This is a genomic window from Streptomyces albidicamelliae (genome assembly GCF_025642175.1).
GTDB lineage: Bacteria > Actinomycetota > Actinomycetes > Streptomycetales > Streptomycetaceae > Streptomyces > Streptomyces albidocamelliae.
This window is the reverse complement of record NZ_CP106795.1, coordinates 104,060-126,367: the sequence shown is the minus strand read 5'-3', so window position 1 is coordinate 126,367 and position 22,308 is coordinate 104,060. Positions and strand designations below refer to the sequence as shown.

The following is a 22,308-nucleotide window of genomic DNA, read 5'->3' as shown; positions in this document are numbered from 1 at the left end:
CGCCGCACCTTCCGGCTCCGGTGGTCGCGTGCTCCATCCGTACGTCACACAGGACTGGGCCCGCTGCTGTCGGGCTTGCTCGCATCGGCGCACATCCGGAGTGCACTGAGGCCGGCGGCGATCGCGGGTTCGTGCGCTGTGCCGTGGCGGACAGCGGTCTCGATTGTTCGAGTGAGCGTGCGGTCCGTCACTGGTCGTGCTGTCAGCACGGACGGGAGACGGACGGCGGCCATGTGTGGAATGAGGGCGGTGTGGCCCCCGGTTGCGGCGAGAGCGATCATCGCCGAGAAGTCGGTACAGGTGTGGCGGACCTGTGGGGTGAAGCCTGCCGCCCGGCAGGCCTGGAGGATGGCGTCCCCGCACGCCGTTTGGGCCGGGGCGGTGATCCACGGAGCGTCTGCGAGTTCCCGCAGATCGATCGCGGACCGCCCGGGGCGGGCCGCCGGATGGTCGTTCCGCAGGACGGCGACGAGTGGATCGGTGCGTAGGACTCGGATCTCGACGCCGGGATGCGCGGGTGTGGCCAGGTTTGCGTAGCGGTAGAGCAGAGCGATGTCGACGCGTCGCTGCAACAGGAGCCGCACGGCGGTTTCGGGCTCAGCCTCGGTGATGTGCAACCGCAGGTTCCGGTGGGTGCTCTCCAGAACCTCTCCGAAGGGGGCGGCTATCGGTGCGAGCGCGCTGGGGAAACAGGCGAGGTGAACGGGCCCGGTCGGTTCTCCGGTGCCGGTGCGGAGTCGGCTTCGGGCATGTTCGAGAGCGGCGAGCACGTTCTCGGTGTCGCTGACCAGCTGGTGGCCGGCGGCGGTGAGGTAGACGGAGCGGCCAGTGCGTTCCAGCAGGCGGGTTTCGGTCTCCTCCTCCAGCAGCCGTAGTTGCTGCGAGACGGCGGACGGTGTGACGCCGTGGAGCTCGGCCACGGCCGTCACCGTGCCGTGAACGGCCAGGTCGCGCAGGAGGATGAGTCGTCGAACGTCGAGCATTAGTTCATCTTAAATAAATGCTGTAGGGGATGTAGCTGGACAACGGGATGTGTGTCCGGCGACTCTGACTGCTTCAGCCAGGCCCCGAGCAGTGCCAGGAGAGTTCCGTGCGTGCCACCGTGATCTACGGCCCCAACGACGTCCGAATAGGGGAGGTGCCCGACCCGGCGGTTCGGAATCCGACCGATGCCGTGGTGCGGGTGGTGAACGCCTGTATCTGCGGGAGCGACCTGTGGGCGTACCGGGGCGTGGCGTCCCGGGTGGCCGGGCAGCGGATCGGCCACGAGTTCCTCGGCATCGTCGAGGAGGTCGGCTCAGAGGTGATCGGCTTCACGCGGGGCGACTTCGTGGTTGCCCCGTTCGTCTGGTCCGACGGTACTTGCGACTACTGCCGCGAGGGTCTGCACACGTCCTGCCCGCGGGGTGGCTTCTGGGGCGAGGTCGGCTCGGACGGCGGCCAGGGCGAAGCCGTCCGCGTCCCGTTCGCCGACGGCACCCTGGTCAAGCTGCCCAAGGAGGCCGCTGGGGAGGAGAAGCTGCTGCCGGGCCTGCTCGCCCTCTCCGACGTGATGAGCACCGGCCACCATGCCGCGGTCACCGCCGGCGTCCGGCCGGGCGTCACCGTGGCGGTGGTCGGCGACGGCGCGGTCGGTTTGTGCGGCGTCCTCGCCGCACAGCGCCTGGGCGCCGACCGGATCATCGCCCTCGGCCGGCACGAGCAGCGCACCACGATCGCCCGGAGTTTCGGCGCCACCGAGGTGGTCGCCGAGCGCGGTGAGGCCGCGATCGAGGCGGTCAAGGAACTGACCGGCGGTATGGGCGCGCACGCCGTACTGGAGGCTGTCGGCACCGAGGAGTCGATGCGCACCGCGATCTCCATCGCCCGGGACGGCGGAGCCGTCGGCTACGTCGGCGTGCCGCACGGCGGCAGCGCCGGCGTCGACATCATCCAGATGTTCGGCCGGAACGTGGCGCTTGCCGGCGGCGTCGCGCCCGCCCGCGCCTACATCCCCGAGCTGCTGCCGGACGTACTGTCCGGCGCGATCGATCCGGGCCTGGTCTTCGACCGCACCGTCGACCTGGATGGCGTGCCCGACGGCTACCGCGCCATGCACGACCGCGAGGCCCTGAAGGTCCGCATCGCCTTCTGAGATGGTCTGCCGTGCCTGCCTGCCACGACGAGGTCAGCCGCAGCGCCGGTGGGGGCCGCATCATCCTTTCTGTCCGAGGAGAGTTTCATGAAGATCGTGATCGCGGGCGGCCACGGCCAGATCGCCCGGCGCCTGGGCCGAGTGCTCGCGGCCCGCGGCGACAGCGTCGTGGGCATCGTCCGTAACCCGGCCCACAGCAGCGACCTGCGCGCAGACGGAATGAACCCCGTCGTCTGTGACCTGGAGAAGGCATCGTGCGACGACGTTGCCGCGATCCTGTCCGAAACCGACGCGGTGGTCTTCGCCGCCGGCGCCGGACCGGGCAGCGGCGCGGCCCGCAAACACACCGTCGACCACCAGGCCGCGGCCGTCCTCGCCGACGCTGCCCTGCAGGCAGGGGTCCGACGATATGTGATGGTCTCCACCCGTGGCGCGGGCAGCCCGCCCCCGGCTCATGCTGACGAAGTCTGGGCGGCCTACGTACATGCCAAGACCGCCGCGGACGAATACCTCATGGCCCTGAACCTTGAATGGACGATTTTGCGGCCGGCCGCTCTCACGAACGAGCCCGGCACCGGCACCGTTCGCCTCACTGCCGAGCGAAGCGTCGGCGAAGTCACTCGCGACGATGTCGCTCAGGTATTGGCGTCTCTGCTCGACACTCCCGCTACGGCCGGACTCGTCCTGGAGCTTGCCGAAGGACCCGATCCCATCCGCGCAGCGGTGACACATGCCGCAGAGACCCGCACGGGACAACCCGAGTTGCCCCGATAGAACAGACGCTGTGCCGGCGGAGAACCATCCGCCGGCCACCGTCCGCAGGGCGGGGCGACGCGTGAGCCCCCCACCTGCTTACCCACCCACCGGGTGAGGCTGCGCTGAAGCCGGCCCCTGTGTCTGTGGCCGGTGATGCCGCCGGTGCCTGTCTGGCCCGCCTGGCCGACGGCGCGTTGCGGGCCGCCCGACGCCGGCAGCGGCTGGCGCGCGCCGGGTTCGGCCTCGTCGCGGCCGCCGTGGTCGGCACGGCCTGGGTAGCCCTCGCGGACCGCGCGCCCTCGCGCGCACGTGGTTCAGGCCGCCACCGGGGACGGCAGCGGCAAGGCGGCCCCCGACTCCCTCCTGCCGGTCACCTCGTCCGTGGAGCACCCCTGGGCCCAGGGCAGCGGCGGCTACACCGTGCCCGCATCAGAGAGCGACCGGCGTTCTGCGTCCACGCCGACCGGGCCGGAGGCATGACCGACGTCCGTGTCGCCTCCGCGAAGGCCGAGAAGAGCACCGCCGACGGCACCTGGCAGGTCGAGGTAACCCTCAGCCCTGCCGACCGAACCCGCTTCGCCGCCCTCACCAGCTCCCTCGCGGAAGCTCCGGCCCCGCGCAACGGATTCGCCGTCATCATCGACGGCAAGCTGTGGGGCAACCCTTTGTGACCTCCTCGATCACCGGCGGCCGTCTCGACATCGTCGGGGCCCACGTCGGAGACCTCACGGGCGCCACCGCCCACGACCTTGCCCGCCTGCTGGATCCCGGCAGGTGAGTGGCCGCTTCTCGGAAGCCTGCCGAGGACCGTGGTCGAGGGGGCGGCTGAACGAGGGAGCCGCCGTCGCGTCAGGGCCCTTCATGCCGCAGCCGGCGCATCGCCAGGACAGGGGCCAGCACGGGGCCGCAACGGTCCTGAGGCGGCGTCCGCGCCGCGCGGGATGCGCTCTACGATCGCCAGACGTCGTCAGTGGGGGTTCGGTGCGAGCGCCTCGGTGAGGGACCCCGCGCAGGCGCCGTCCTCGCGGCCGTTGTCCGAGCCAGAACGGATCCTCCGCTCGACGGCACAGGCGAGACGGTGCGCTTCCTCACGAGGGTATGGCCCAGACTGTCATGGTCCGGGCCACACCCATGTGTGCTGCAGTGGTGAACCTTCGAGGGGGCGCGCGCTGCAGTCACTCGGGCCAGGGCCAGGCGCCCTGCCGCGGGCGGACCGTGCCGCAGAACGGACGGTCCGAGGACCGCACGCTTGGCCTGTGGATCACCGGACGACGAGACGGCGCTACCCGCACGTGGCGATCGCGCTTGCTGCCGAGGCGGCGGCTGCCGGGGCGGGCGGGGAGGCGGCGAAGCGTGGGTCGGGCCTAAGGAACAGATCGTGGACGCCCAGGAGGAAGAGCAGTCTGTCGACGGCCGGGCTGGCCGTGTGGAGGGCGATGGTTTTGCCCTGACTCAGGGCCCGTGGCCGCAGTTCCAGCAGGACGGCGAGGCCGGCGCAGTCGCAGAAGTCGAGATCGGCAAGGTGCAGATCGAGGCCGGTGGCGGAGTCGGCGAGTGCCTGAAACAGGCCGGGGCGCAGGGCGTGGGCCGAGTCGAGGTCCAGTTCTCCGCGGACGGTCACGCGGATCCGGCTCCCGCGCCGTTCGTACGCTGCCATGGCCAGGCTGGGCGGCGCGACCGGGGATGCGTTGTCTCTGCTGGCCGGGCTGGGGGTGCCCGGCGCCGTGGAGGGCTGGCCGCCGTGGGCAGGGGCATGCATGATTCACTCCCGCGTCTGGTTGCCGATCGTCTGTAGCGACGTACCTCTGATCGGAGATACGTCAACCGCAATGCGTGAACGATAGTACGTGTGTCTGGATGCGTGAAGGAGGGGTCGGGTAAACTCGCGGCATGGTTGGAGTGCCCGAGTCCCACACCGGTTGGACCTTCTTGACGAACCACGCCCGCGTACTTGCCGCCATCGCGGAGAACCAGAGCGCGCGGATACGAGACATCGCCGCGCACTGCCGGCTCACCGAGCGCGCGGTGCAGAAGATCATCGCCGACCTTGAGCAGGACGGTTACCTCTCCCATACGCGAGAGGGGCGCGGCAATACCTACCGGATCGAACCCACGAGGCGACTGCGCCATCCCACCGAGGCCGATCTGGGGCTGACGGTGGCTTCCTTGCTCTCTCTGCTCTTCCAGGACGAGGCTCGCCGCGGCGACCCAGTCAGCCGCCAAGCCCCCGCAGCCGTGCAGCCTGCGGCTTCGTGAAGCGGTCGTAGCGGCGCCGGATCACACCTCGTCCCCCTGCGCGGTGTCACGGGGGCGGTGTCATCGCAGCATCCCGACGTGTAGGGCTGTGCTCCCCGGCAGGACAGCGACGGGCAGCATGGCCAGCCCCAGCCCCGGACCCAGCCGCAGCATCCGACTACGAGACCCCCGCCCACACCGCACCATCCCCGTCACCTTTGAAGGCCTTCACGCATCCGTGAGTGAGTAACCCGCTATCAGCGCCGCAAGATGGCCACGGACATCGCAACCGGTCGTGTCAGAGGGCTCTGTTTGACGACAGCGTCTCCCTCGCCGCGAGTATGGCCCGGCAAGTCCGTTCGACGTTGTATGCGAGCCGGCGTCGTTGATGACGGTCAGCGTGTCGTGAGTGCCCTGGTGGCCGTGTGCAGGCGCAGGGATCCGCCGAGTTATTCATGCCTCCGTGTGCAGCAGGAACCCCATCGTGCTGCCCCGGCGGGGCAGGATGGCCGGCGCGGTTCTTCGGCTCGAGCACGAGCCGGGCACCCTGGTGTACGCCTGCAGCGAGGTCGAGGGAGCACCGAACCAGCGGCTCTTCTTCGAGCTGTATGCCGACCGGGCTGCCTACGAAGCACATGGGCGCCAGCCGCACGTTCAGCATTTCCTATGCGAAAGCAAGAAACACGCAAAAAAACGGAGATCGATCACCTCCGCCCGTACGTCGGCAAGTACCCCTCCGGGGCCGTATAGCAGGCCGGAAGACCCACACAGGCGCACCGGCCGCAGAACCTCCCGGCGCACTGAAGCCTGTGCCGCCGCGACCAGGGTGCCCGTACCGCGCCAGCCTGGCCCTGGCGAAGGGGGCGGTTGGCGGACATCGAACGGGCGAAGGAGTTCTACGGCCGCCTCGGCTGGAGGCTGGACCAAACGCCACCGGGAGTTGTCCAGTTCACCCCGCACGGCTCCGCATGCTCGGTCCAGTTCGGCACAGGCCTGACGTCGGCCGCACCCGGCTCGGGCAAGGGATATCTGAGCGTCCCCGATATCGACGCCGCCCGCACCGCGCTGCTCGCCGCCCGTGTCGAAGTCGATGCTGTCTTTCATCCCCGGCCCGACGGTCCGGTCGAGGGCCTCGTCCCGGAGCGACGCAGCTACTTTTCATGCGCCACCTTCCGTGATCCCGACGGCACACCTGGCTGCTGCAGGAGGTACCACCCGGCTCCCCGGCGGTGTCGAACCCGGCCCGGCGCCCTTCACTTCCCGGACCGATCTGGCGAGTGCGCTCCGACGCGCGGCAGCCGCCCACGATCCAGATGCCGTGCGTGGCTATCCGGTGCTTCGCCATACCGGGGATGTACTTGGACCAGATGTTCTCGTAGGTGACGAGTGCCTCAGAGCTGCACAGCGTGTAGAGACAGAGTTGCTGTCCGGCCGATTTGCCCCAGCCACTGCTCAAGACTGCGGGGCCCGGCTCCTGACCACTGCAGTCCGTCAGGCGCTCAATGCCAAGAGGTGGGGCCTCTCGGAGGACGAGGCCAATGACTCGAGGTGCTTGTGCTACGCCGCGCTAACGCTGGGCGGGATCCTCGTGGTCAGGCCGTCTTCCTTGGTGGAGTCGAGGCCCTCACTGTAGGCGCCGCCACCGCAGCCGTGGGATCGGCGAGTCAGCTTGATGCGCGGCGTCGAAGTCCCTGGGCAGATCGCGGTTCACGCGTCGTTGCCACGGGAGTTCGGCAGAGTGAAGGAAAGGGCCGGTCTGGGATCATGTGCCTGGGCGGCCCTCGCTCTTCCCTCAGGGATGTTTCATCCGCGCAGTCGGTCGGCGATGTCGGCCAGGTGGCGGCCCTGGTATCGCGCGGCCGCCAGCGTCGCCTCGTCCGGCCCCTCTCCGCCGCCGCTGGGCCAGCTCGTGCCGTAGGGGTTGCCGCCGGCCGCGTACAGCAGCGGGTCGGTGTATCCGGGAGGCACGATGATGCACCCCCAGTGGTAGAAGACGTTGTTCAACGACAGCAGGGTGGACTCCTGGCCGCCGTGGCGGTTCATCGCCGAGGTGAAGCTGGTGGCCGGCTTGTTGTGGAAGACGCCCGCCTGCCACTGGCGGCCCGTGCGGTCGATGAACTGCTTCAGCTGCGACGCCACGTTGCCGAAGCGGGTCGGCGTGCCGAAGGCGTAGGCGGTCGCCCAGTCCAGGTCATCCAGAGTGGCTTCCTGGACCTCGTGCTTGGTGGCGTCCACATGGGAGCGCCAGGCGGGATTGGCGTCGATGGCGGTGTCCGGCGCCAGCTCCTGCACGCGACGCAGCCGCACCTCGGCATTGCGGCTGGCGGCACCCTCCGCCACCGCCTGCGCCAGTTGGTGAACGTTTCCGGTGGCGCTGTAATACACCACGGCTACACGCACACTCATGAGTGAACTCCCACTGTCGACAGCACGTGCGCCCCACTGTTCTCACAATCCGGGCGCCCGGACGGTGACACACCAGGCGTATTCGCATACCTCATCCCAACGAAGGACGTGCACTGGCTCGAGCCCGCATGCGGTGATCGTCTTCGCGAGCTCGGGTGTGGCAATGCAGCATGGCCGCGCCGACATCGCATTTGCGTGCGCCGGACAGGCTGGCACGCATAGCCGCGGTCGGGGCGACGGTGTGCGTTTCTACGTCTTCAAGGGCCACCGCACGGAAGGTCTTGGGACGCTAGGCGCGGGGCGCTACCGGCGCGGGCTGGCTGGAACGAGGGAGAGCGCGCACGTGCCTGACACCGACCGCTTGTATGCCCTGTCCAGCGCCGACAACAACCCGTTCCGGCCGAGTGAGTCCGCTCCGGGGCTGCTGATCAACGATGCGGTGGTGGCCTGCGCTGGTATGTGACCAGCGAGCGGGAGGAGAACCTCGACGTCACCGCTCACGCCAGCGACGACGACGGCGCGACCTGGCGGCTACTGCCGGTCCGGGAACTCCTGGCCGACGCCGAGCGCGCCCTGGCCACCGCCCAACAGGCCCCAGACCGCAGGCTGGGCCGCGCGCTCAAGCCCTGCACGACGCCCTGGCCGCCGAGGCCGCCGACTGGCTCGACCATCGCCTGCGCTACGTCCAGCCGGACGACCCCATCCCCTACCGGCCCGAGGATCCGTCCCCGAGCGCGTGGCAGCGCGGCGGGCAGGTCTGGGCTCTCGCCCTCCGTACGCTACGGAGCCACCCTCCGCACCCCCTGACCGGCTCAGCCGCCTCATGCCCAGGGCCCGTCGCGCCCCGCGGACCGGCATCGTCGGGGGTGGCTGCGTGTGCGGCCCGTGGGGAACGTGGAGAAGGATCAGCGCTGATGGCAACTGGCACCATGAAGTGGTTCAACGCCGCCAAGGGGTTCGGCTTCATCCAGCAGGACGACGGCGGCCCGGACGTGTTCATCCACTTCTCCGCCGTCCAGACGACCGGCTGCGCGGAGCTGGCGGAGGGTGCAGCCGTCGAGTACGACGTCACCCAGGGGCCCAAGGGCACCCAGGCCGAGAACGTGGTTCCGCTCCGCTAGCATCGCCGCCTCGCCAGCCGCTGCCCCCGCCCAGGGCGCAGCGAGTCATGACGACAAGGCAAGCAGGTCTTCCACGCCGTCCGCTGAACCGGCCGCCGCGCAGCCCAACGGAGATGTGCCCCGATCGAGATCGAACGGCTCGCCGACGCGCGTCACGCTTCCATCCCCGTTCCGCCGACGCCTGCGGAGCCGGCGGTGCAGATGCACAGGCACTGCGGACGATGCCGCCTCTCAGCCGCTCGGGCCGGCGCCGCCGTCAATCGGCGGGTCTCCCGGAGGGGAGCTGTCTTCGTGCTCTTCCAGCAGTTCGAGGAGCGCGGCATCCGCTCTCCTTTGGTCTGCCTTGGTCAGCTCGACCGGTGCGTTGTTGTAGACGGTGTAGCGATCTGGATGGACGATGTTGGCGGCCCTCAATGTGAACGCCAACAGGGGGCGCCACCCCCTGCGATGGCCGACCCGCACCTGTATCTGGGCCTTGTAGTCACGGGCCTCCGGAAGGAATCCGGAAAACGGTGCCTCGAACTCGAGGAAGAGTTGTTGCGCTTCCCTGCCGGGCACGACGAAGCCGGCCGGCAGCTTCGCCTCCTCGTCCGGTCCCGGCTGGAGGCGGGACGGGGAAGACACCCACAGGAGTGGCAGATGAGAGGCGGGGTCGTCGGGGAAGGTCAGAATGACGTCCTGTACGACGATCGGCTTGGGACCGGTGTTGTGCAAAACCAGCGGCAGCCGCAGGCGTGCCGTGGAACCCTGGATGATCGCCGCGAAGGAATGAGGCTCCCACGCCCTTAGGCGCCCCTGTCGGGCGTGGAGCCACCAGAACGACGCGACGGTGAAGATCAGTGCGCAGGCTGATACCACGCTGGCGCCGGTAAGCGATGAGGACGCGATCTGCTCCGCCGCGACCATCCGCGAAACCACAGAGTCAGTCTGCCTGCCGCGCCGTAGGGATGCTAACCGGGCAAGTGGCCCCCGGAACGAATCAGAGGTCGGCGAGGACTACGCGCACCTGGACGGCTGGGCGGACCACGCGATTGATGGCGCCGCGGCAGATCGGCGGCGCGTGCATGCGACAGGGGGGCCTCGGCAGACACATTCGAGAGGAAATCACCCTCACACAATCGCCCGCGCGGGGCGGCGGTGGGGACCGGTGCCGTGCTGGTCCCAGCCTCGGTCGTCGCGCTCGTAACGGTTCCAGGGGTGCCGGTCCGACCTCTCGGACTTCCATCCACGCCCCTGGTCGCCCTGGTGGCAGCGACCGTCGCTGCTGTGCCAGGACGAGCCGGTGGCGCGGTCGTCGTGGTGCCAGCCACGGTTCTCGTCCCAGCAGTAACCCTGCTCGATCAGGTAACCGACGCCGTGGTCCCAACGGTAGTGAGAACAACCATACGTTGTATGGAAACGTCCGGGTTGCGACGGTGACACGCAGCACAGGCTCGGAAGCGCCAAGTCGGGTAGCCCCGACCTGGTCCCCTTCACCAAGTCGATGGCGTAACCATGCGAGCTTTTTGTGCGAACGCTCGTGAGCGGCTGACCGTCTCCCCGGCAGGCGTGCTCCCTGGAAGCACTCGGCCCGCATGAAACCCACAGGGACCAAGAACGCCCAGTCCCGAGACGTGCCGGGCCCGCAACGGCGGTTTGCGATCGTCGGAGGGCGGCGGGAGCATTTTCCTACAGGGCGCAACGGCCTGGCCAAGCCTCGAATGCCGGCGCTACTGGAGGAGAGACGCGCCCTCTGCGCTTGGCGGAAATCCTGAGAACCGTCCCACAGCCGCATGATCATGCCGTTACCGCCGTGGGGCCGACAGGCCGAGCGAAAGGAGTTGGCCCATGCGGATCGTCGTGGACCTGAATCGGTGTCAGGGATACGCGCAGTGCGTGTATTTGGCGCACGAGGTCTTCAGGTTGAGCGGTCAGGAGGCGCTCACCTACGAGCCGAACCCTGAGGACGAGCGGCGCCTGCAGGTCGAGCGAGCCGCTGCCGCCTGCCCGGTGCAGGCGATCGTGATCGACCGCTTGGACGGCGCGGAGCGGGGCGAGACGTCATGACCTTGCCGGTAACGGTCGCGGAGTTGGTGCGCGAGTTCAGGGCCAGCGCCCGGATCGTCGTCGTGGGTGCCTCTCTGGCCGGGCTGCGGGCCGCGGAGACCCTGCGCGAGGAGGGCTTCACCGGTTCTCTGACCATCATCGGCGACGAGCCGTACGAGCCCTACGACCGTCCGCCGCTGTCCAAGCAGGTGCTCAAGGGCTGGGTGCCGGCGGACCACACCAAGCTGCCCCGCATGCGGGAGGTGAACGCGGACTGGCGGCTCGGGGTGGCCGCCGTCGGGCTGGACCGGGCCACCAAGCAGGTGCTCCTGGCGAATGGCGAGCAGGTGCCCTACGACCGGTTGCTGATAGCCACGGGTACCCGCGCGCGGCAGTGGCCGAACCCGGACGAGGCCGCCTTGGACGGTGTCCACACGATCCGCTCGCGTGATGACGCGGAGCAGTTGCAGAAGGAGTTGGCCGAGCCGCCCTCGCGAGTGCTGGTCATCGGGGCCGGGTTCATCGGATCGGAGGTGGCCTCGGTCTGCCGGGAACTCGACATCCCGGTGACCGTCGTCGAGCGCGGTTCGGCGCCGCTGGTCGGCGCGCTCGGCGGGGTGATCGGGGAGATCGCCGCGCAGATGCAGCGCGACCACGGCGTGGACCTGCGCTGCGGGCTGGGTGTGTCGTCGCTGGAGGGCGACTCCGGCGGGCACGTGCGGCGTGCTCAGCTTTCGGACGGTTCGACCGTCGACGCCGATGTGGTCGTGGCCTCCCTGGGGTCGATTCGCAACGTGGAATGGCTGGAGGGTTCGGGGCTGGCGGCCGGCTTCTGGGGAGTCGGGTGCGACGCCGGCGGACGCGCCTTCGACATCAACGGCGTGGTCACCGACAGCGTCTTCGTCGCAGGCGACGTGGCGCGCGCTCCCCATGTGCTCTACGAGTACCAGTTCCTCGCGATGGAGCACTGGGACAACGCCGTTCTGGGCGCTGAGGCCGCGGCTCACAACATGGTCAATCTCGAGCCCCATTACCGTCCGCACCTGCTGCTGCCCGGCTTCTGGTCCGGTCAGTTCGGCGTGAACATCAAGTCCGTCGGAGTGCCGCCTTTCGGCGACGAGATCCTCTTCACCCAAGGCTCCGTCGAGGAACGCCACTTCGCCGCCGCCTACGGTCGCCGGGGCCGTATCGTCGCGGCCGTCACCTTCGATCACGGCAAGTGGCTGGAGTACTACGGAAAGCTGATCGAGCAATCCGGTCCGTTCCCGCCCCCGCCGCCGGGCTGGGACCAGCCACCCGACATGAAACCCATGCCGGCCGAGTTTCCGGATCCGCGGGTCCCGACGGCGATCCCCGACGTCGTCCTGACCGGCCACGCCCCGAGCGCGCGTACGGCCGAGTTCCGGCCGCGACATCACTGAACCGGCCGCCGACCGGGCGGCTCGGCGGACAGCATCCACAGTAAGAAGGAGGGGAGCCTCGTGGCCGAGGAAACCCCCTGGCAGCAGGCCCTGCGCTACGCCAACCGGGCCAACCCGTACCCCTTCTACGAGGAACTGCGCAAAACCCCGGTGGCGCGGCAACCGGACGGAACCTACGTCGTCAGCACCTACCGGGAGATCGTCGCGCTGCTCCACGACCCCCGGGTCAGCTCGGACCCGAGAAAGTCCCCGGCCCTGGCCGCGGCCGGTACCGAGCACTCGGGGGAACCAGCGGCTGAGCCGATCAGAGCGGCGCTGACCGAGCCGAACATCATCACCTGCGATCCGCCCGAGCACGACCGTGACCGCCGGACGATGATGCCGCACTTCGTCGGGCCGCCCCACGCGCCCCACCTGATCTCCGACCTGGAACCCGACATCCGCAGCCTCGTGGACGGCCTCCTGGACGGCATGAAGGGCAAGACCCGGATCGACGCCGTCGACGACTTCGCCTACCCCTTGCCGGTGACGGTGATCTGCAAGGTTCTGGGCGTGCCCCTGGAGGACGAGCCACGCTTCCACCACTGGATCGAAACGGCCCTGGACGCCCTGGACTTCGGCCCCGAGGCCGCCTCCGAAGAGGTCCAGAGCCGGCTGGCCGGGGCCCAGCAGGCCGTGCAGGACTTCGGACAGTTCGCAGCCGAGCTGCTCGACCGATACGCCGAGCAACCGGGACCGGGCATGCTCTCGGCCTTGGTCAACGAGGACGGCCCGGAAGGACGGATGTCCAAGGGCGTCCTGGTGAGCAATGCCCTGCTCCTGATCTTCGCGGGGCACGAGACCACGGTCAATCTCATCGCCCACAGCGTCCTCACCCTGCTGCGACACCCCGAGGCGCTCGAAAAGCTGCGCCGCCGACCGGAGCTGATCGTGCCCGCGGTGGAGGAGATGCTGCGCTTCGAGTCGTCGGTGCAGTTCTGGCACACCCGCTCCGCCCTGGAAGACATCGACATCGCGGGCACCACCATCCCGAAGGGGGCGCCGATCTTCCTGGTGTACGGCTCGGCGAACCGCGACCCCGAACGGTTCACCGACCCCGACGAACTCGATCTCGAGCGCCGTGACAACCAGCACCTCGGGTTCAGCCAGGGCATCCACTTCTGCTTCGGCGCCCCGCTCGCGCGCCTCGAGGTCCAGGTCGCGGTCGGTGAGTTCGTCCGCCGGGTGGAGAATCCCCGGCTCGTCGACGACCCGCCGCCGTACCGGCACAACCAGATCTTCCGGGGGCCCCGGCACGTCCTGGTCGACATCGACGGCATCCGCGCCTGACCAGGTTGTGTGTGAGGGATCGCCATGCGGGCTTTTCAACTGGTCGAGTGGAAGCATCCACCCGAGCTGCGCGAGGTACCGGTACCCGAGCCCGCACCGGGGCAGATCCTGGTGAAGGTCGCAGGCGCCGGTGCGTGCCACTCCGATCTGCACATCATGGAGGCACCCGGGCCACCACCCGGGCTCGCCACCGAACTGCCCTTCACCCTCGGCCATGAGAACGCGGGATGGGTGGAGAGCCTGGGAGCGGGCGTCACCGGGTTCACACTCGGGGAGCCTGTGATCGTCTACGGCTGCTGGGGCTGTGGCATCTGCGCCAACTGCCGCCAGGGCCGGGAGAACTACTGCCAGAACCTCGGCGGCCAGGGCCCGGGCCTCGGAGGCGGTCACGACGGCGGCATGGCCGAGTACCTGCTCGTCCCGGCGCCGCGCTACCTGATTCCGCTCGGCACCCTCGACCCCTGCCAGGCCGCCCCGCTCAGCGACGCCGGACTGACCGGCTATCACGCCGTCAAACGGTCGCTGCACCTCTTGGGCCCGGGGGCGACCGCGGTCGTGATCGGGGCGGGCGGTCTGGGCCAGATGACCATCCAGATCCTGCGCGCGCTCACCACGGCGACCACCATCGTCGCCGTGGACACCGACACGGGCAAGCTGAACACCGCCATGCACATGGGAGCCGACGAGGCCCTTCCCTCGGGCGACGAGGCGATCACGCGCATCAAGGACCTGACCGGGCAGCAGGGCGCTGAGCTCGTGCTGGACATGGTCGGCATCGAGCCCACTCTGCGGATGGCCGCGCAGATAGCCAGAACACTCGGCCACCTGACCATCGTCGGCATCGGCGGCGGTGCCCTGCCCGTCAACTTCACCAGCCCGCCGCACGAGTGCTCGGTCGCCTCGCCCTACTGGGGGACCCTCCCCGAACTGATGGAGGTGATCACCCTCGCCCAGCAGAAAAGGATCAGGATGCTGGTCGAGCACTTCCCGCTGGAACGCGCCAACGAGGCGTACCGGCTCCTGCACGACGGCAAGATCCAAGGACGCGCCGTCATCACTCCACATGCGTGAGTACCGGCGTCGACACGACTGAGATGCGTACTTCCGATGACGATCAGTCAGCCAAGGGACCGGTCCAGGTTGAGCGCCGCACTGATGAGCGCGAGATGGGTGAACGCCTGCGGGAAGTTGCCCAGTTGCTCGCCGGTGTGGCTGATCTCAACAGCGCAGCGTCCAGCACGTCGCCGCCCCCCTACTGGACGAACGCCTGCCGGGTGGGCGACCAGCCGTGATCCAGGATCCGCCAGTAGATCGTGTCCCGGACCGGGCCCCAGCGGTACAGCTCCGCGGGCAGTCCGCGGTTCAGCGCGATGCGGATGGCGTGGTCGATGGCCACCCAGCACATGAGACGGGAGTAGAGGAACTTCTTGTGTACGGCCCCGGCCGCGAGGTGCCCAGCAGGCGGATGGTAAGGCCGTGGTGCAGGCAGCTGAGCATGCGGTTGGAGAGGTTTCTCTGGGCTGCGGGGTGCCGGTCGCCGGGCCCCTCTGCGGGTGCCGGGAGCGCGGTGGGCTGAACCGTCAGGCGAGGTCGGGCAGTGGGCGCCGGGTGAGTTCGCGAGCGTCGTCCGCCGGGACGCCGAGCATCCGCAGGGCCATTTCGGCCAGGTCGGACGCGGCCTCGTCGCCGTCGAGGTCGGGGCGGGCCAGTCGGAGCGCCACGAGGGACATGAGGGTGCCGCCCACGGCGGTCAGGGCGGTGGTCGCGTCGGCGCAGGCGAAACGGCCCGAGGAGATGCCGATCTCCAGATCGCGCAGCGCTCGCGGGGCCAGGCCGCGGTCGGAGTGGATGTAGGCCAGACCGCGATCGCGAAGGATCCGCGTGAGCTCGGGGTGGGAGTCCGCCATCCTGGCGGTGAGCCGGAAACCGGCGGCGACCAGTTCGGCGGGGTCGTCGATCTCTTGCACCCGCTCATCGATGAGCTGTCCGAACTCTTCCAGGGCGTCGATGACCGCGGCGTCGAACAGTTCCGTCTTGGACTGGAAGTGGTTGTAGAAGGAGCCGAAACCCACGTCCGCGCGTTCGGCGATGGCCTGGATGCTGGCGCTGGTGTCCCCGGACTCGGCCAGGATCTGCCGGGCTGCACGGACGAGCGCCTGACGGGTCTCGGCACGGCGCCGCTCGAAGCGGTTCTTGGGCGGGGCTGACGTCGGCATACACCGAGTGTAACCGCCGACACGATGAGTGTGCCATTACTGATGAGATCATCAGTTATTTGTCCTCCCTCTATTGACGATGAGTGTCAGCAAAGTTGATGATTTCCTCATTACAGCAGTGTTGCTTGGAGGACACCCATGTCCCACACCCCTATCGGCAAGGCCGACCCGCCCACCCCCCACAAGGACCTCCACAGTGAGCAGGGGGCGCTTCGCGGTGAACACCCCGGCCGGTCCGCGAACCCGGTGATCAAGGTGGCCGACCTGGCCTGGCTGGAGTTCGAGAAGCCCGACCTGGACCGGGCCGAGACCTTCGCACGTGACTTCGGGTTCGCGATCGCCGCCCGCACCGAGGAGGCGCTGTGGCTGCGCGGCACGTTCGCGGGGCCGCCCTGCATGGTCATCCGGCGTGGTCATGCGAGCCGCTTCGTCGGGCCGGCCTTCCGTGCGGCCGAACGCACCGACCTCGACCGGCTGGCCGCCGCCACGGGCCATGCCGTCCGGGACATCGACGTGCCGGGCGGAGGCAAGTCGGTCTCCCTGCTCGACCCCTCCGGCCTGCCGGTCCGCGTCGTGCACTGCGGCGAGCAGCTGCCCGCGCTGCCCGAGCAGGAGCCGCTCCTTTTGAACTTCGGCACGGATCACCGTCGTACGCACACCACCCAGCGTCCCCCGCGCGAGCCGTCGCGCATTCAGCGCCTTGGTCATGTGGTGCTGGAGACCCGGTCGTTCGTCCGCGCCCTGGACTGGTACCTGGACACCCTCGGCCTGATCGTGTCCGACTTCCTGTTCCTCGACGGGCAGCGCCGGCGCGGGCCGACCATGGCCTTCATCCGCTGTGACCAGGGCAGCCTGGCCGTCGACCACCACACACTGGCCCTGCACCTGGGACCCGGCACCGGCTACGTCCACTCCGCCTACCAGGTCACCGACCTCGACTCGATCGCCGCAGGCGGCGAATACCTCGCCGAACGCGGCTACAAGCGCAGCTGGGGAATCGGCCGGCACGTCCAAGGCAGCCAGCTCTTCGACTACTGGCGCGACCCCGACCACTTCATGCTGGAGCACTTCGCCGACGGCGACCTGTTCTCCTGCGACCTCGAACCCGGCTGGGCACCGATGTCGGCGAGCGGCCTGGCCCAATGGGGCCCGCCCGTCACGCGCGACTTCCTGGGCGCCAACCCGTCGCCCGCCAAACTGCGCGAGGTCATCGCGGCCCTGCGCGACGACAACGAACTCGACCCCGCACGCCTGCTGGGCCTGATGAAAGCGATGAGCTCATGAGCACCAACGTCCTGCGCACGTCCGACGGCTGGTGGGTCGTCCTCCCCCAAGCTCTCGACTCCGCTCGAGCAGGGGGGACCCCCACCGAGCGCGCCGTCCGCATCGACACCAAGGCCGCCACCACCGCCGAACTGCTCGCCGACCGCGACGCGGTCCGCGAAGCGGCCGCCTCCACGAACAGCGGCACACCCGTCGTCGACCTGGCCGCGCTGCCCCCGGTCACCACCCCCTGCCGGGTGGTCGCCCAGATGGTCAACTACCGCAGCCACGCCAAGGACTCCGGTTTCACCGGCGACATCCCGCCCACCTTCTTCCGCAAGGCGTCCGGCTCGGTCAGCGGCCCCCACGACGCGATCGTCCGCCCGGCGCACGTGAAGTTCCTCGACTACGAGGTGGAACTCGGCCTCGTCATGGGCGCGCCCCTGCCCGTGGGCACCGTCGTCGAGGAGCAGGACCTGCCGCGGTACGTCGCCGGCCTGGTCCTGACCAACGACGTCAGCGCCCGCGACGTGCAGCTGACCAAGACCCAGTTCTACGAGAGCAAGTCCTACCCGACCTTCACCCCGACGGGCCCGTACCTGACCCTGCTGGATGCCGAGGACTTCGCCCATCTGCTGAACCTGCGGCTGCGGCTGAACGTCAACGGCGTGCCGCGCCAGGACCGCACGCTCGCCGACATGATCGTACGGCCCGCGCAGGCGCTCACCCTGCTCGCCCGCTTCCAGACCCTCGACCCGGGCGATCTGCTGCTGACCGGCACCCCCGGCGGCACCGCCCTGAAAGCCCCGCCCGCGCCGGTCGCGAAGGTCAGCGCACTGCTCCCGCCCGCGGTGAGGTGGAAAGCGTTCTTCAAGGGCCAGGCCAAGAACCCCCGGTACCTGCGTCACGGTGACCTCATCACCGCCACGATCGCCACCCCGGACGGGCGGCTCGACCTCGGTGAGCAGCGGACCGCCGTGACGGACGCGAGGTGAGCGCATCGGCCCGCAGGCAGGTCGTGATCATCGGTGCGGGACCGGTCGGGGTCACGGCCGCCCTCCTGCTCGCCCGGCACGGAGTGCACAGCCTGCTCCTCGAACGCCACCGGGGCATCTACCCCCTTCCACGCGCCGTCGTCGCCGACGACGAGATCTGCCGGATCCTGCAGAGCGTCGGCATCCACGAGGAGTTCGCCGCCGTCTCACGCCCGGCACCGGGCCTACGGCTGCTGGATCCGAAGCGCCGCCTGATCACCGAATTCCCGCGGTCACCCCACGGCCACCACGGCTTCGCCCAGACCAACATGTTCGACCAGCCCGAGCTGGAACGCCTGCTGCGGGGCGCCTTGGCACGCCGCCCCGAGTGCGAACTGTGGAGCGGCGTGGAGGCCGTGTCCGTCACGCAGCCCACCGACCCGACGGCTCCCATACGGGTGACCTTCCGCCGCGACGGCAGCGACGAGGAGGAGCACTTGTGGGCCGACGCCGTCCTCGGCTGCGACGGCGCGACAAGCCTCACCCGGCAGGCCATCGGCGCCGCATGGGAGGACTTGCACTTCGAGGAGAGCTGGCGGGTCATCGACGTGCGCACCAGCCGCCCGGTGCACAGCTGGGAGGGTGCCGAGCAGATCTGCTGCGCCACGCGCCCGGCCACCTACATGCGCATCGGCGAGGACCGTTACCGCTGGGAGTTCCGGCTGGACGCCGACGAGCAATTGGACGGAGCGGACGGACGCGAACGCCTGCGCGAGCTGGTCGCCCCCTGGGTGGACCTTCCGGCCGACGGGCCGCAGGACGACGACTTCCAGGTGATCCGGCAGGCCCAGTACACCTTCCGGGCCCGCCTCGCCGACCGCTGGCGCCGAGGGCGCATCTTCCTGCTGGGCGACGCCGCCCACCTCACCCCGCCCTTCGTCGGACAGGGCCTGTGCTCCGGCCTGCGCGACGCCTACAACCTCACCTGGAAACTCGCCCGCGTCCTGCGACAGGGCGCACACGAGAGCCTGTTGGACACCTACGAAAGCGAACGCAAGCCGCACGCACGGCACCTGATCCGCGTCGCGGTCGCCGTCGGCTGGGCCATGACCGGCGGCCAGGACCGCGGTGCGGCAGTGCGCCGGGCCGTCGTCGGCACGGCCTGCCGCATCCCCGGCGTGACCGCGGCGGTCGGCCGTGACCTCAGCCCCGCCCTGAGTGCCGGCCCCCTCGTACGGCGCCGCTCCCGGCTGGCTGGCCGGCAACTGGCCGGAACCATCTGCCCCCAGCCCTGGGTACGGCACGAGGGCGAGCAGGTCCGCCTCGACGACGTCCTCGGCGACTCCTTCACCGTCCTGACCGCGGTGCCGCCCACCGCACGGATGACGGCCGTGGCCACGGCACTGGGCACACCCCCGATCCACATCGACGACCTGGACGACGACGGCACGCTGGCCACCTGGCTGGCAGGCGGCCGCAGCGACGCCGTCCTGCTGCGTCCCGACCGTGTCGTGATGGACACCGTCCCCGCCGGCACCGGCGACTTCACGGGCACCGCCGCCTGGGCACCTCTGCTGCACACGAGCCGACCGGCCCCGGACACCCGTGCCGTTCCCCCGCCGAGGAGCACCACACCATGACCACCGCGCACCCCACGCCGAACCCGGCTCCCTTCTTCACGCCCGACCCGCAGACGGCCGCCCGCAGCCGCATCGCGGACTTCGCCCGGTGGGCCGCACGCCACCAGGGCGCCGGAGCAGTGCACGAACCCACCGACTACGAGGCGCTGTACCGCTGGTCCGTCACCGACCTGGAAGGGTTCTGGGAGGCGGTGTGGAAGTACTTCGACATCGACGCGACGACTCCCTACGAGCGCGTGCTGGCCGAGGAGACCATGCCCGGCGCTCGCTGGTTCTCGGGCGCCACCCTGAACTACGTCCACCACGCGGTGCGCCACCTGCACCCGGACGCCCCCGCGATCACCGCGCTGGACGAGACCGGAGCCGCCTACGAGATCACGGGCCGCCAGCTGCGCGCCCGCGTCGCCTCCGTCGCGGCCACCCTGCGCGACCTCGGCGTCACAACGGGCGACCGCGTGGTGGGCTACCTGCCCAACACGCCCCACGCCATCATCGCCTTCCTCGCCACGGCCAGTCTGGGTGCGGTGTGGTCGGTGTGCGGCCAGGACTACGCACCCAAGGCCGCCGCCGACCGCTTCGCCCAGCTGGAGCCGACCGTTCTCATCACCGCGGACGGCTACCTCTTCAACGGCACCACGCACGACCGCCGGACCGCCTCACTCGAACTGGCCGCCGCCCTGCCCACGCTGAAGGGCACGGTGCTCGTCGATCATGTGGGCCTCACCTGGCCCGAGGGCGGCGGCCAGTCGGGGCTGGTCGTTCCCTGGGAGGAAGCGGCCACCCGCGTCGAGTACCTCGCCATCACCCCGGTGCCGTTCGACCACCCGCTGTGGGTCGTGTTCTCCTCCGGGACGACCGGCCTGCCCAAAGGCATCGTCCACGGGCACGGTGGCGTGCTGCTCGAGCACCTGAAGACCCTGGGGCTGCACAGCGACCTGGGCGTGGGGGACAGGCTGCTGTGGTACACCACCACCCACTGGATGATGTGGAACCTGGTCGCCTCCACCCTGCTGACCGGCGCCACGACCTGCACCTACGACGGCAGCCCCGCGCCCCAGGCGCGCCCGGACCTCCTGTGGCAGCTCGCGGCCCGCCACAAGGTCACCGTCTTCGGCACCAGCCCCCACTACCTGCTGGCCATGGCGAAACTGGGCGTCGAACCCGCAGCGCACGACCTGTCGGCCGTCCGCGTCATCGGCTGCACCGGCTCCGCCCTGCCCGCATCCACCTACCCGTGGGTCCGCGACCATGTGGGCGCCGGCATCCACCTGGCTTCCATCAGCGGCGGCACCGACGTCGTCTCCGGGTTCGCCGGAAGCGCACCCACGACCCCCGTCTGGGCGGGGGAGCTGTCCGCTCCCCACCTGGGCGTGGCCCTCGCCGCCTACGACGCCGAGGGCACCGCGGTCTTCGACCAAGTCGGCGAACTCGTCGTCACCCGGCCCATGCCGTCGATGCCGGTGCACTTCTGGAACGACTCCGACGGCAGCCGCTACCGCGAGGCCTACTTCGGCGTCTACCCGGGCGTGTGGCGGCACGGCGACTGGATCACCCACACCTCCCACGGCTCGGTCATCGTCCACGGCCGCTCCGACGCCACCCTCAACCGCAACGGCGTACGGCTGGGCAGCTCCGATATTCACGACATCGTCGAACGCCTTCCCGGGATCACCGAAGCCCTCGTCGTCGGCGTGGAGGAACCCGACGGCGGCTATTGGATGCCGCTGTTCGTGGTCCTCGCCGACGGAGCCGTCCTGGACGATGCCCTGCGCGACCGCATCCGCGACGCGATCCGCACCGGCGCCTCACCCCGCCACGTTCCCGACGAGATCCTCGCGGTGCCGGCCCTGCCCCACACGAGAACCGGCAAGAAGCTCGAGGTCCCCGTCAAACGGCTTCTCCAGGGCGTCGCAGCCGACCAGGTCCTCAACCTCGGAGCCGTCGACAACCCCGAACTGATCGCCCACTTCGCCCGGCTGGGCGCGCAGCGCAGAAGGCGCTCGACAGACCACCCATGACCGTCGGAGAGCAGACCCGCCCCGACACCACACCATCCCCGCACCGAAGCATGAGAGAGAACGTGAGCATCACCGACCGCGCACCCCAGCTCCTCGATGTCCTCGACGACGCCGGGCGAAAGATCCTCTTCACCGAAGCCCGCACCGCGAACACCTTCGCCACCACAGCCGTCACCGACGACGAACTCGCCACCATCTGGGAGCTCGCACGCTGGTCGCCGAGCGCAGCCAACGGCCAGCCTCTGCGCGTGCTCTTCGTGCGCACCCGTGAGGGCAAGGAACGACTGATCCGGCATCTCGACGAGGGCAACCGGGCCAAGACCCTCAGCGCGCCGGCCGTGGCGATCCTGGCGTATGACGTCGACTTCCACGACCAGATGCCGACCGTCTTCCCGGCCCGCGGTGAGATGCTGCGAGCGGCGTTCGCCGACCAGACCGAGAAGCGCAAGAGCATCGCGGGCTACAACTCCGCCCTGCAGACAGGGGTGTTCCTGCTCGCGGTGCGCGCGGCGGGCCTCGCGGCCGGCCCCATGGCGGGCTTCGACAGGGCCGGCGTGGACGAGGAGTTCTTCGCGGGCACCAGCTGGCGTTCACACCTGGTGGTCAACATCGGTCATCCCGGTGCCGACCCTTGGTTCCCCAGGCTGCCCCGTGTCCCTGTCGAGGATGCCATCGCCTGGGCCTGACGACGACGTCGGCCCCGCAGCACCGTTGCGGCTGCGCCCGCTCGTGCCGCCAGGAGCGGCACGAGCGGGCGACCCCATGTCTGG

General features: G+C 69.7%; 22 protein-coding genes and 1 pseudogene. 17 read left to right on the top strand and 6 right to left on the bottom strand.

Annotated features, from left to right (window positions below; all coding sequences use genetic code 11):
* Nucleotides 1-44 precede the first annotated feature (44 nt).
* Nucleotides 45-983, bottom strand: coding sequence for a LysR substrate-binding domain-containing protein (locus tag N8I86_RS39175; protein WP_404830770.1), 939 nt, complete (start codon nucleotides 981-983; stop codon nucleotides 45-47).
* 107 nt (nucleotides 984-1,090) lie between these two features.
* Between N8I86_RS39175 and N8I86_RS00655 the strand changes: the two genes are divergently transcribed.
* From N8I86_RS00655 to N8I86_RS00640, 4 genes are all read left to right on the top strand, one after another.
* Entirely contained in the window at nucleotides 1,091-2,134 is a 1,044-nt protein-coding gene (locus N8I86_RS00655) for a zinc-dependent alcohol dehydrogenase family protein (protein WP_263276726.1), read from the top strand.
* Nucleotides 2,135-2,221: 87 nt separating this feature from the next.
* Nucleotides 2,222-2,908 (top strand): NAD(P)H-binding protein, encoded by a 687-nt coding sequence (locus tag N8I86_RS00650; RefSeq protein ID WP_263276725.1) that lies wholly within the window; start codon nucleotides 2,222-2,224, stop codon nucleotides 2,906-2,908.
* A gap of 291 nt (nucleotides 2,909-3,199) precedes the next feature.
* Entirely contained in the window at nucleotides 3,200-3,370 is a 171-nt protein-coding gene (locus tag N8I86_RS00645) for a hypothetical protein (RefSeq protein ID WP_263276724.1), read from the top strand.
* Nucleotides 3,367-3,561 (top strand): hypothetical protein, encoded by a 195-nt coding sequence (locus N8I86_RS00640; protein WP_073896587.1) that lies wholly within the window; start codon nucleotides 3,367-3,369, stop codon nucleotides 3,559-3,561. Before N8I86_RS00645 ends, N8I86_RS00640 begins: the two co-directional genes overlap by 4 nt.
* Before the next feature lie 611 nt (nucleotides 3,562-4,172).
* Here N8I86_RS00640 and N8I86_RS00635 read toward each other — a convergent pair.
* The gene (locus N8I86_RS00635; RefSeq protein WP_263276723.1) at nucleotides 4,173-4,547 is read right to left on the bottom strand and encodes an STAS domain-containing protein; all 375 of its coding nucleotides are present in this window, start codon (nucleotides 4,545-4,547) and stop codon (nucleotides 4,173-4,175) included.
* A gap of 233 nt (nucleotides 4,548-4,780) precedes the next feature.
* On the opposite strand from N8I86_RS00635, the gene N8I86_RS00630 reads away from it, so the two are divergent.
* The 3 genes from N8I86_RS00630 (at nucleotide 4,781) to N8I86_RS39165 (ending at nucleotide 6,508) form a co-directional block, all read left to right on the top strand.
* On the top strand, nucleotides 4,781-5,146 hold the full coding sequence (locus tag N8I86_RS00630; RefSeq protein WP_073896591.1) for a helix-turn-helix transcriptional regulator: 366 nt from the start codon (nucleotides 4,781-4,783) through the stop codon (nucleotides 5,144-5,146).
* Nucleotides 5,147-5,630: 484 nt separating this feature from the next.
* A complete protein-coding gene (locus tag N8I86_RS39170; protein WP_404830864.1) occupies nucleotides 5,631-6,122 on the top strand; it encodes a putative quinol monooxygenase in 492 nt (163 codons plus the stop codon).
* Nucleotides 6,044-6,508, top strand: coding sequence for a hypothetical protein (locus N8I86_RS39165; RefSeq protein ID WP_404830863.1), 465 nt, complete (start codon nucleotides 6,044-6,046; stop codon nucleotides 6,506-6,508). The genes N8I86_RS39170 and N8I86_RS39165 overlap by 79 nt, the downstream gene beginning before the upstream one ends.
* 420 nt (nucleotides 6,509-6,928) lie before the next feature.
* Here N8I86_RS39165 and wrbA read toward each other — a convergent pair whose 3' ends face one another.
* Nucleotides 6,929-7,531, bottom strand: a complete 603-nt coding sequence (gene wrbA, locus N8I86_RS00620) for an NAD(P)H:quinone oxidoreductase (RefSeq protein WP_263276722.1) — start codon at nucleotides 7,529-7,531, stop codon at nucleotides 6,929-6,931.
* A gap of 914 nt (nucleotides 7,532-8,445) precedes the next feature.
* Here wrbA and N8I86_RS00615 point away from each other — a divergent pair.
* Nucleotides 8,446-8,652 carry a cold-shock protein gene (locus tag N8I86_RS00615; protein WP_263276721.1) on the top strand — a complete coding sequence of 69 codons (207 nt, stop codon included), beginning with the start codon at nucleotides 8,446-8,448 and terminating at the stop codon, nucleotides 8,650-8,652.
* A gap of 231 nt (nucleotides 8,653-8,883) precedes the next feature.
* Here N8I86_RS00615 and N8I86_RS00610 read toward each other — a convergent pair whose 3' ends face one another.
* On the bottom strand, nucleotides 8,884-9,570 hold the full coding sequence (locus tag N8I86_RS00610) for a hypothetical protein (protein WP_143611320.1): 687 nt from the start codon (nucleotides 9,568-9,570) through the stop codon (nucleotides 8,884-8,886).
* Between the two features lie 909 nt (nucleotides 9,571-10,479).
* Here N8I86_RS00610 and N8I86_RS00605 point away from each other — a divergent pair.
* The 4 genes from N8I86_RS00605 to N8I86_RS00590 are packed head-to-tail and all read left to right on the top strand — an operon-like array spanning nucleotide 10,480 to nucleotide 14,498.
* Nucleotides 10,480-10,698: a ferredoxin gene (locus N8I86_RS00605; RefSeq protein WP_263276720.1), complete on the top strand. Its 219-nt coding sequence runs from the start codon at nucleotides 10,480-10,482 to the stop codon at nucleotides 10,696-10,698.
* The gene (locus tag N8I86_RS00600) at nucleotides 10,695-12,098 is read left to right on the top strand and encodes an NAD(P)/FAD-dependent oxidoreductase (RefSeq protein WP_073896599.1); all 1,404 of its coding nucleotides are present in this window, start codon (nucleotides 10,695-10,697) and stop codon (nucleotides 12,096-12,098) included. The genes N8I86_RS00605 and N8I86_RS00600 overlap by 4 nt, the downstream gene beginning before the upstream one ends.
* A gap of 60 nt (nucleotides 12,099-12,158) precedes the next feature.
* On the top strand, nucleotides 12,159-13,427 hold the full coding sequence (locus N8I86_RS00595; protein ID WP_263276719.1) for a cytochrome P450: 1,269 nt from the start codon (nucleotides 12,159-12,161) through the stop codon (nucleotides 13,425-13,427).
* 24 nt (nucleotides 13,428-13,451) lie between these two features.
* The gene (locus N8I86_RS00590) at nucleotides 13,452-14,498 is read left to right on the top strand and encodes an NAD(P)-dependent alcohol dehydrogenase (protein WP_263276718.1); all 1,047 of its coding nucleotides are present in this window, start codon (nucleotides 13,452-13,454) and stop codon (nucleotides 14,496-14,498) included.
* 47 nt (nucleotides 14,499-14,545) lie between these two features.
* Here N8I86_RS00590 and N8I86_RS00585 read toward each other — a convergent pair.
* Nucleotides 14,546-14,856: pseudogene (locus N8I86_RS00585) on the bottom strand (hypothetical protein); the annotation flags it as partial.
* A 151-nt stretch (nucleotides 14,857-15,007) separates the two neighbouring features.
* Nucleotides 15,008-15,643, bottom strand: coding sequence for a TetR/AcrR family transcriptional regulator (locus N8I86_RS00580; protein WP_263276717.1), 636 nt, complete (start codon nucleotides 15,641-15,643; stop codon nucleotides 15,008-15,010).
* A 138-nt stretch (nucleotides 15,644-15,781) separates the two neighbouring features.
* Here N8I86_RS00580 and N8I86_RS00575 point away from each other — a divergent pair, with 138 nt between their 5' ends.
* Genes N8I86_RS00575 through N8I86_RS00555 form a run of 5 tightly spaced genes read left to right on the top strand, consistent with a single transcriptional unit; the run spans nucleotide 15,782 to nucleotide 22,224 of the window.
* Entirely contained in the window at nucleotides 15,782-16,927 is a 1,146-nt protein-coding gene (locus N8I86_RS00575) for a VOC family protein (RefSeq protein WP_263276716.1), read from the top strand.
* Nucleotides 16,924-17,901: a fumarylacetoacetate hydrolase family protein gene (locus tag N8I86_RS00570; RefSeq protein ID WP_263276715.1), complete on the top strand. Its 978-nt coding sequence runs from the start codon at nucleotides 16,924-16,926 to the stop codon at nucleotides 17,899-17,901. The genes N8I86_RS00575 and N8I86_RS00570 overlap by 4 nt, the downstream gene beginning before the upstream one ends.
* A complete protein-coding gene (gene mhpA, locus N8I86_RS00565; RefSeq protein WP_263276714.1) occupies nucleotides 17,898-19,520 on the top strand; it encodes a bifunctional 3-(3-hydroxy-phenyl)propionate/3-hydroxycinnamic acid hydroxylase MhpA in 1,623 nt (540 codons plus the stop codon). Before N8I86_RS00570 ends, mhpA begins: the two co-directional genes overlap by 4 nt.
* Nucleotides 19,517-21,538, top strand: a complete 2,022-nt coding sequence (locus N8I86_RS00560) for an acetoacetate--CoA ligase (RefSeq protein ID WP_263276713.1) — start codon at nucleotides 19,517-19,519, stop codon at nucleotides 21,536-21,538. The genes mhpA and N8I86_RS00560 overlap by 4 nt, the downstream gene beginning before the upstream one ends.
* A gap of 50 nt (nucleotides 21,539-21,588) precedes the next feature.
* Entirely contained in the window at nucleotides 21,589-22,224 is a 636-nt protein-coding gene (locus N8I86_RS00555) for a malonic semialdehyde reductase (protein ID WP_263276712.1), read from the top strand.
* Nucleotides 22,225-22,308 lie beyond the last annotated feature (84 nt).

Bases quoted from the DNA above. Each gene is read 5' to 3' on its own strand.
- N8I86_RS39175 (WP_404830770.1), bottom strand. From the start codon at position 983: ATGCTCGACGTTCGACGACTCATCCTCCTGCGCGACCTGGCCGTTCAC.
- N8I86_RS00650 (WP_263276725.1), top strand. From the start codon at position 2,222: ATGAAGATCGTGATCGCGGGCGGCCACGGCCAGATCGCCCGGCGCCTG.
- N8I86_RS00640 (WP_073896587.1), top strand. From the start codon at position 3,367: ATGACCGACGTCCGTGTCGCCTCCGCGAAGGCCGAGAAGAGCACCGCC.
- N8I86_RS00635 (WP_263276723.1), bottom strand. From the start codon at position 4,547: ATGGCAGCGTACGAACGGCGCGGGAGCCGGATCCGCGTGACCGTCCGC.
- N8I86_RS00630 (WP_073896591.1), top strand. From the start codon at position 4,781: ATGGTTGGAGTGCCCGAGTCCCACACCGGTTGGACCTTCTTGACGAAC.
- N8I86_RS39170 (WP_404830864.1), top strand. From the start codon at position 5,631: ATGGCCGGCGCGGTTCTTCGGCTCGAGCACGAGCCGGGCACCCTGGTG.
- wrbA (WP_263276722.1), bottom strand. From the start codon at position 7,531: ATGAGTGTGCGTGTAGCCGTGGTGTATTACAGCGCCACCGGAAACGTT.
- N8I86_RS00615 (WP_263276721.1), top strand. From the start codon at position 8,446: ATGGCAACTGGCACCATGAAGTGGTTCAACGCCGCCAAGGGGTTCGGC.
- N8I86_RS00605 (WP_263276720.1), top strand. From the start codon at position 10,480: ATGCGGATCGTCGTGGACCTGAATCGGTGTCAGGGATACGCGCAGTGC.
- N8I86_RS00600 (WP_073896599.1), top strand. From the start codon at position 10,695: ATGACCTTGCCGGTAACGGTCGCGGAGTTGGTGCGCGAGTTCAGGGCC.
- N8I86_RS00590 (WP_263276718.1), top strand. From the start codon at position 13,452: ATGCGGGCTTTTCAACTGGTCGAGTGGAAGCATCCACCCGAGCTGCGC.
- N8I86_RS00580 (WP_263276717.1), bottom strand. From the start codon at position 15,643: ATGCCGACGTCAGCCCCGCCCAAGAACCGCTTCGAGCGGCGCCGTGCC.
- N8I86_RS00575 (WP_263276716.1), top strand. From the start codon at position 15,782: ATGTCCCACACCCCTATCGGCAAGGCCGACCCGCCCACCCCCCACAAG.
- N8I86_RS00570 (WP_263276715.1), top strand. From the start codon at position 16,924: ATGAGCACCAACGTCCTGCGCACGTCCGACGGCTGGTGGGTCGTCCTC.
- N8I86_RS00560 (WP_263276713.1), top strand. From the start codon at position 19,517: ATGACCACCGCGCACCCCACGCCGAACCCGGCTCCCTTCTTCACGCCC.
- N8I86_RS00555 (WP_263276712.1), top strand. From the start codon at position 21,589: ATGAGAGAGAACGTGAGCATCACCGACCGCGCACCCCAGCTCCTCGAT.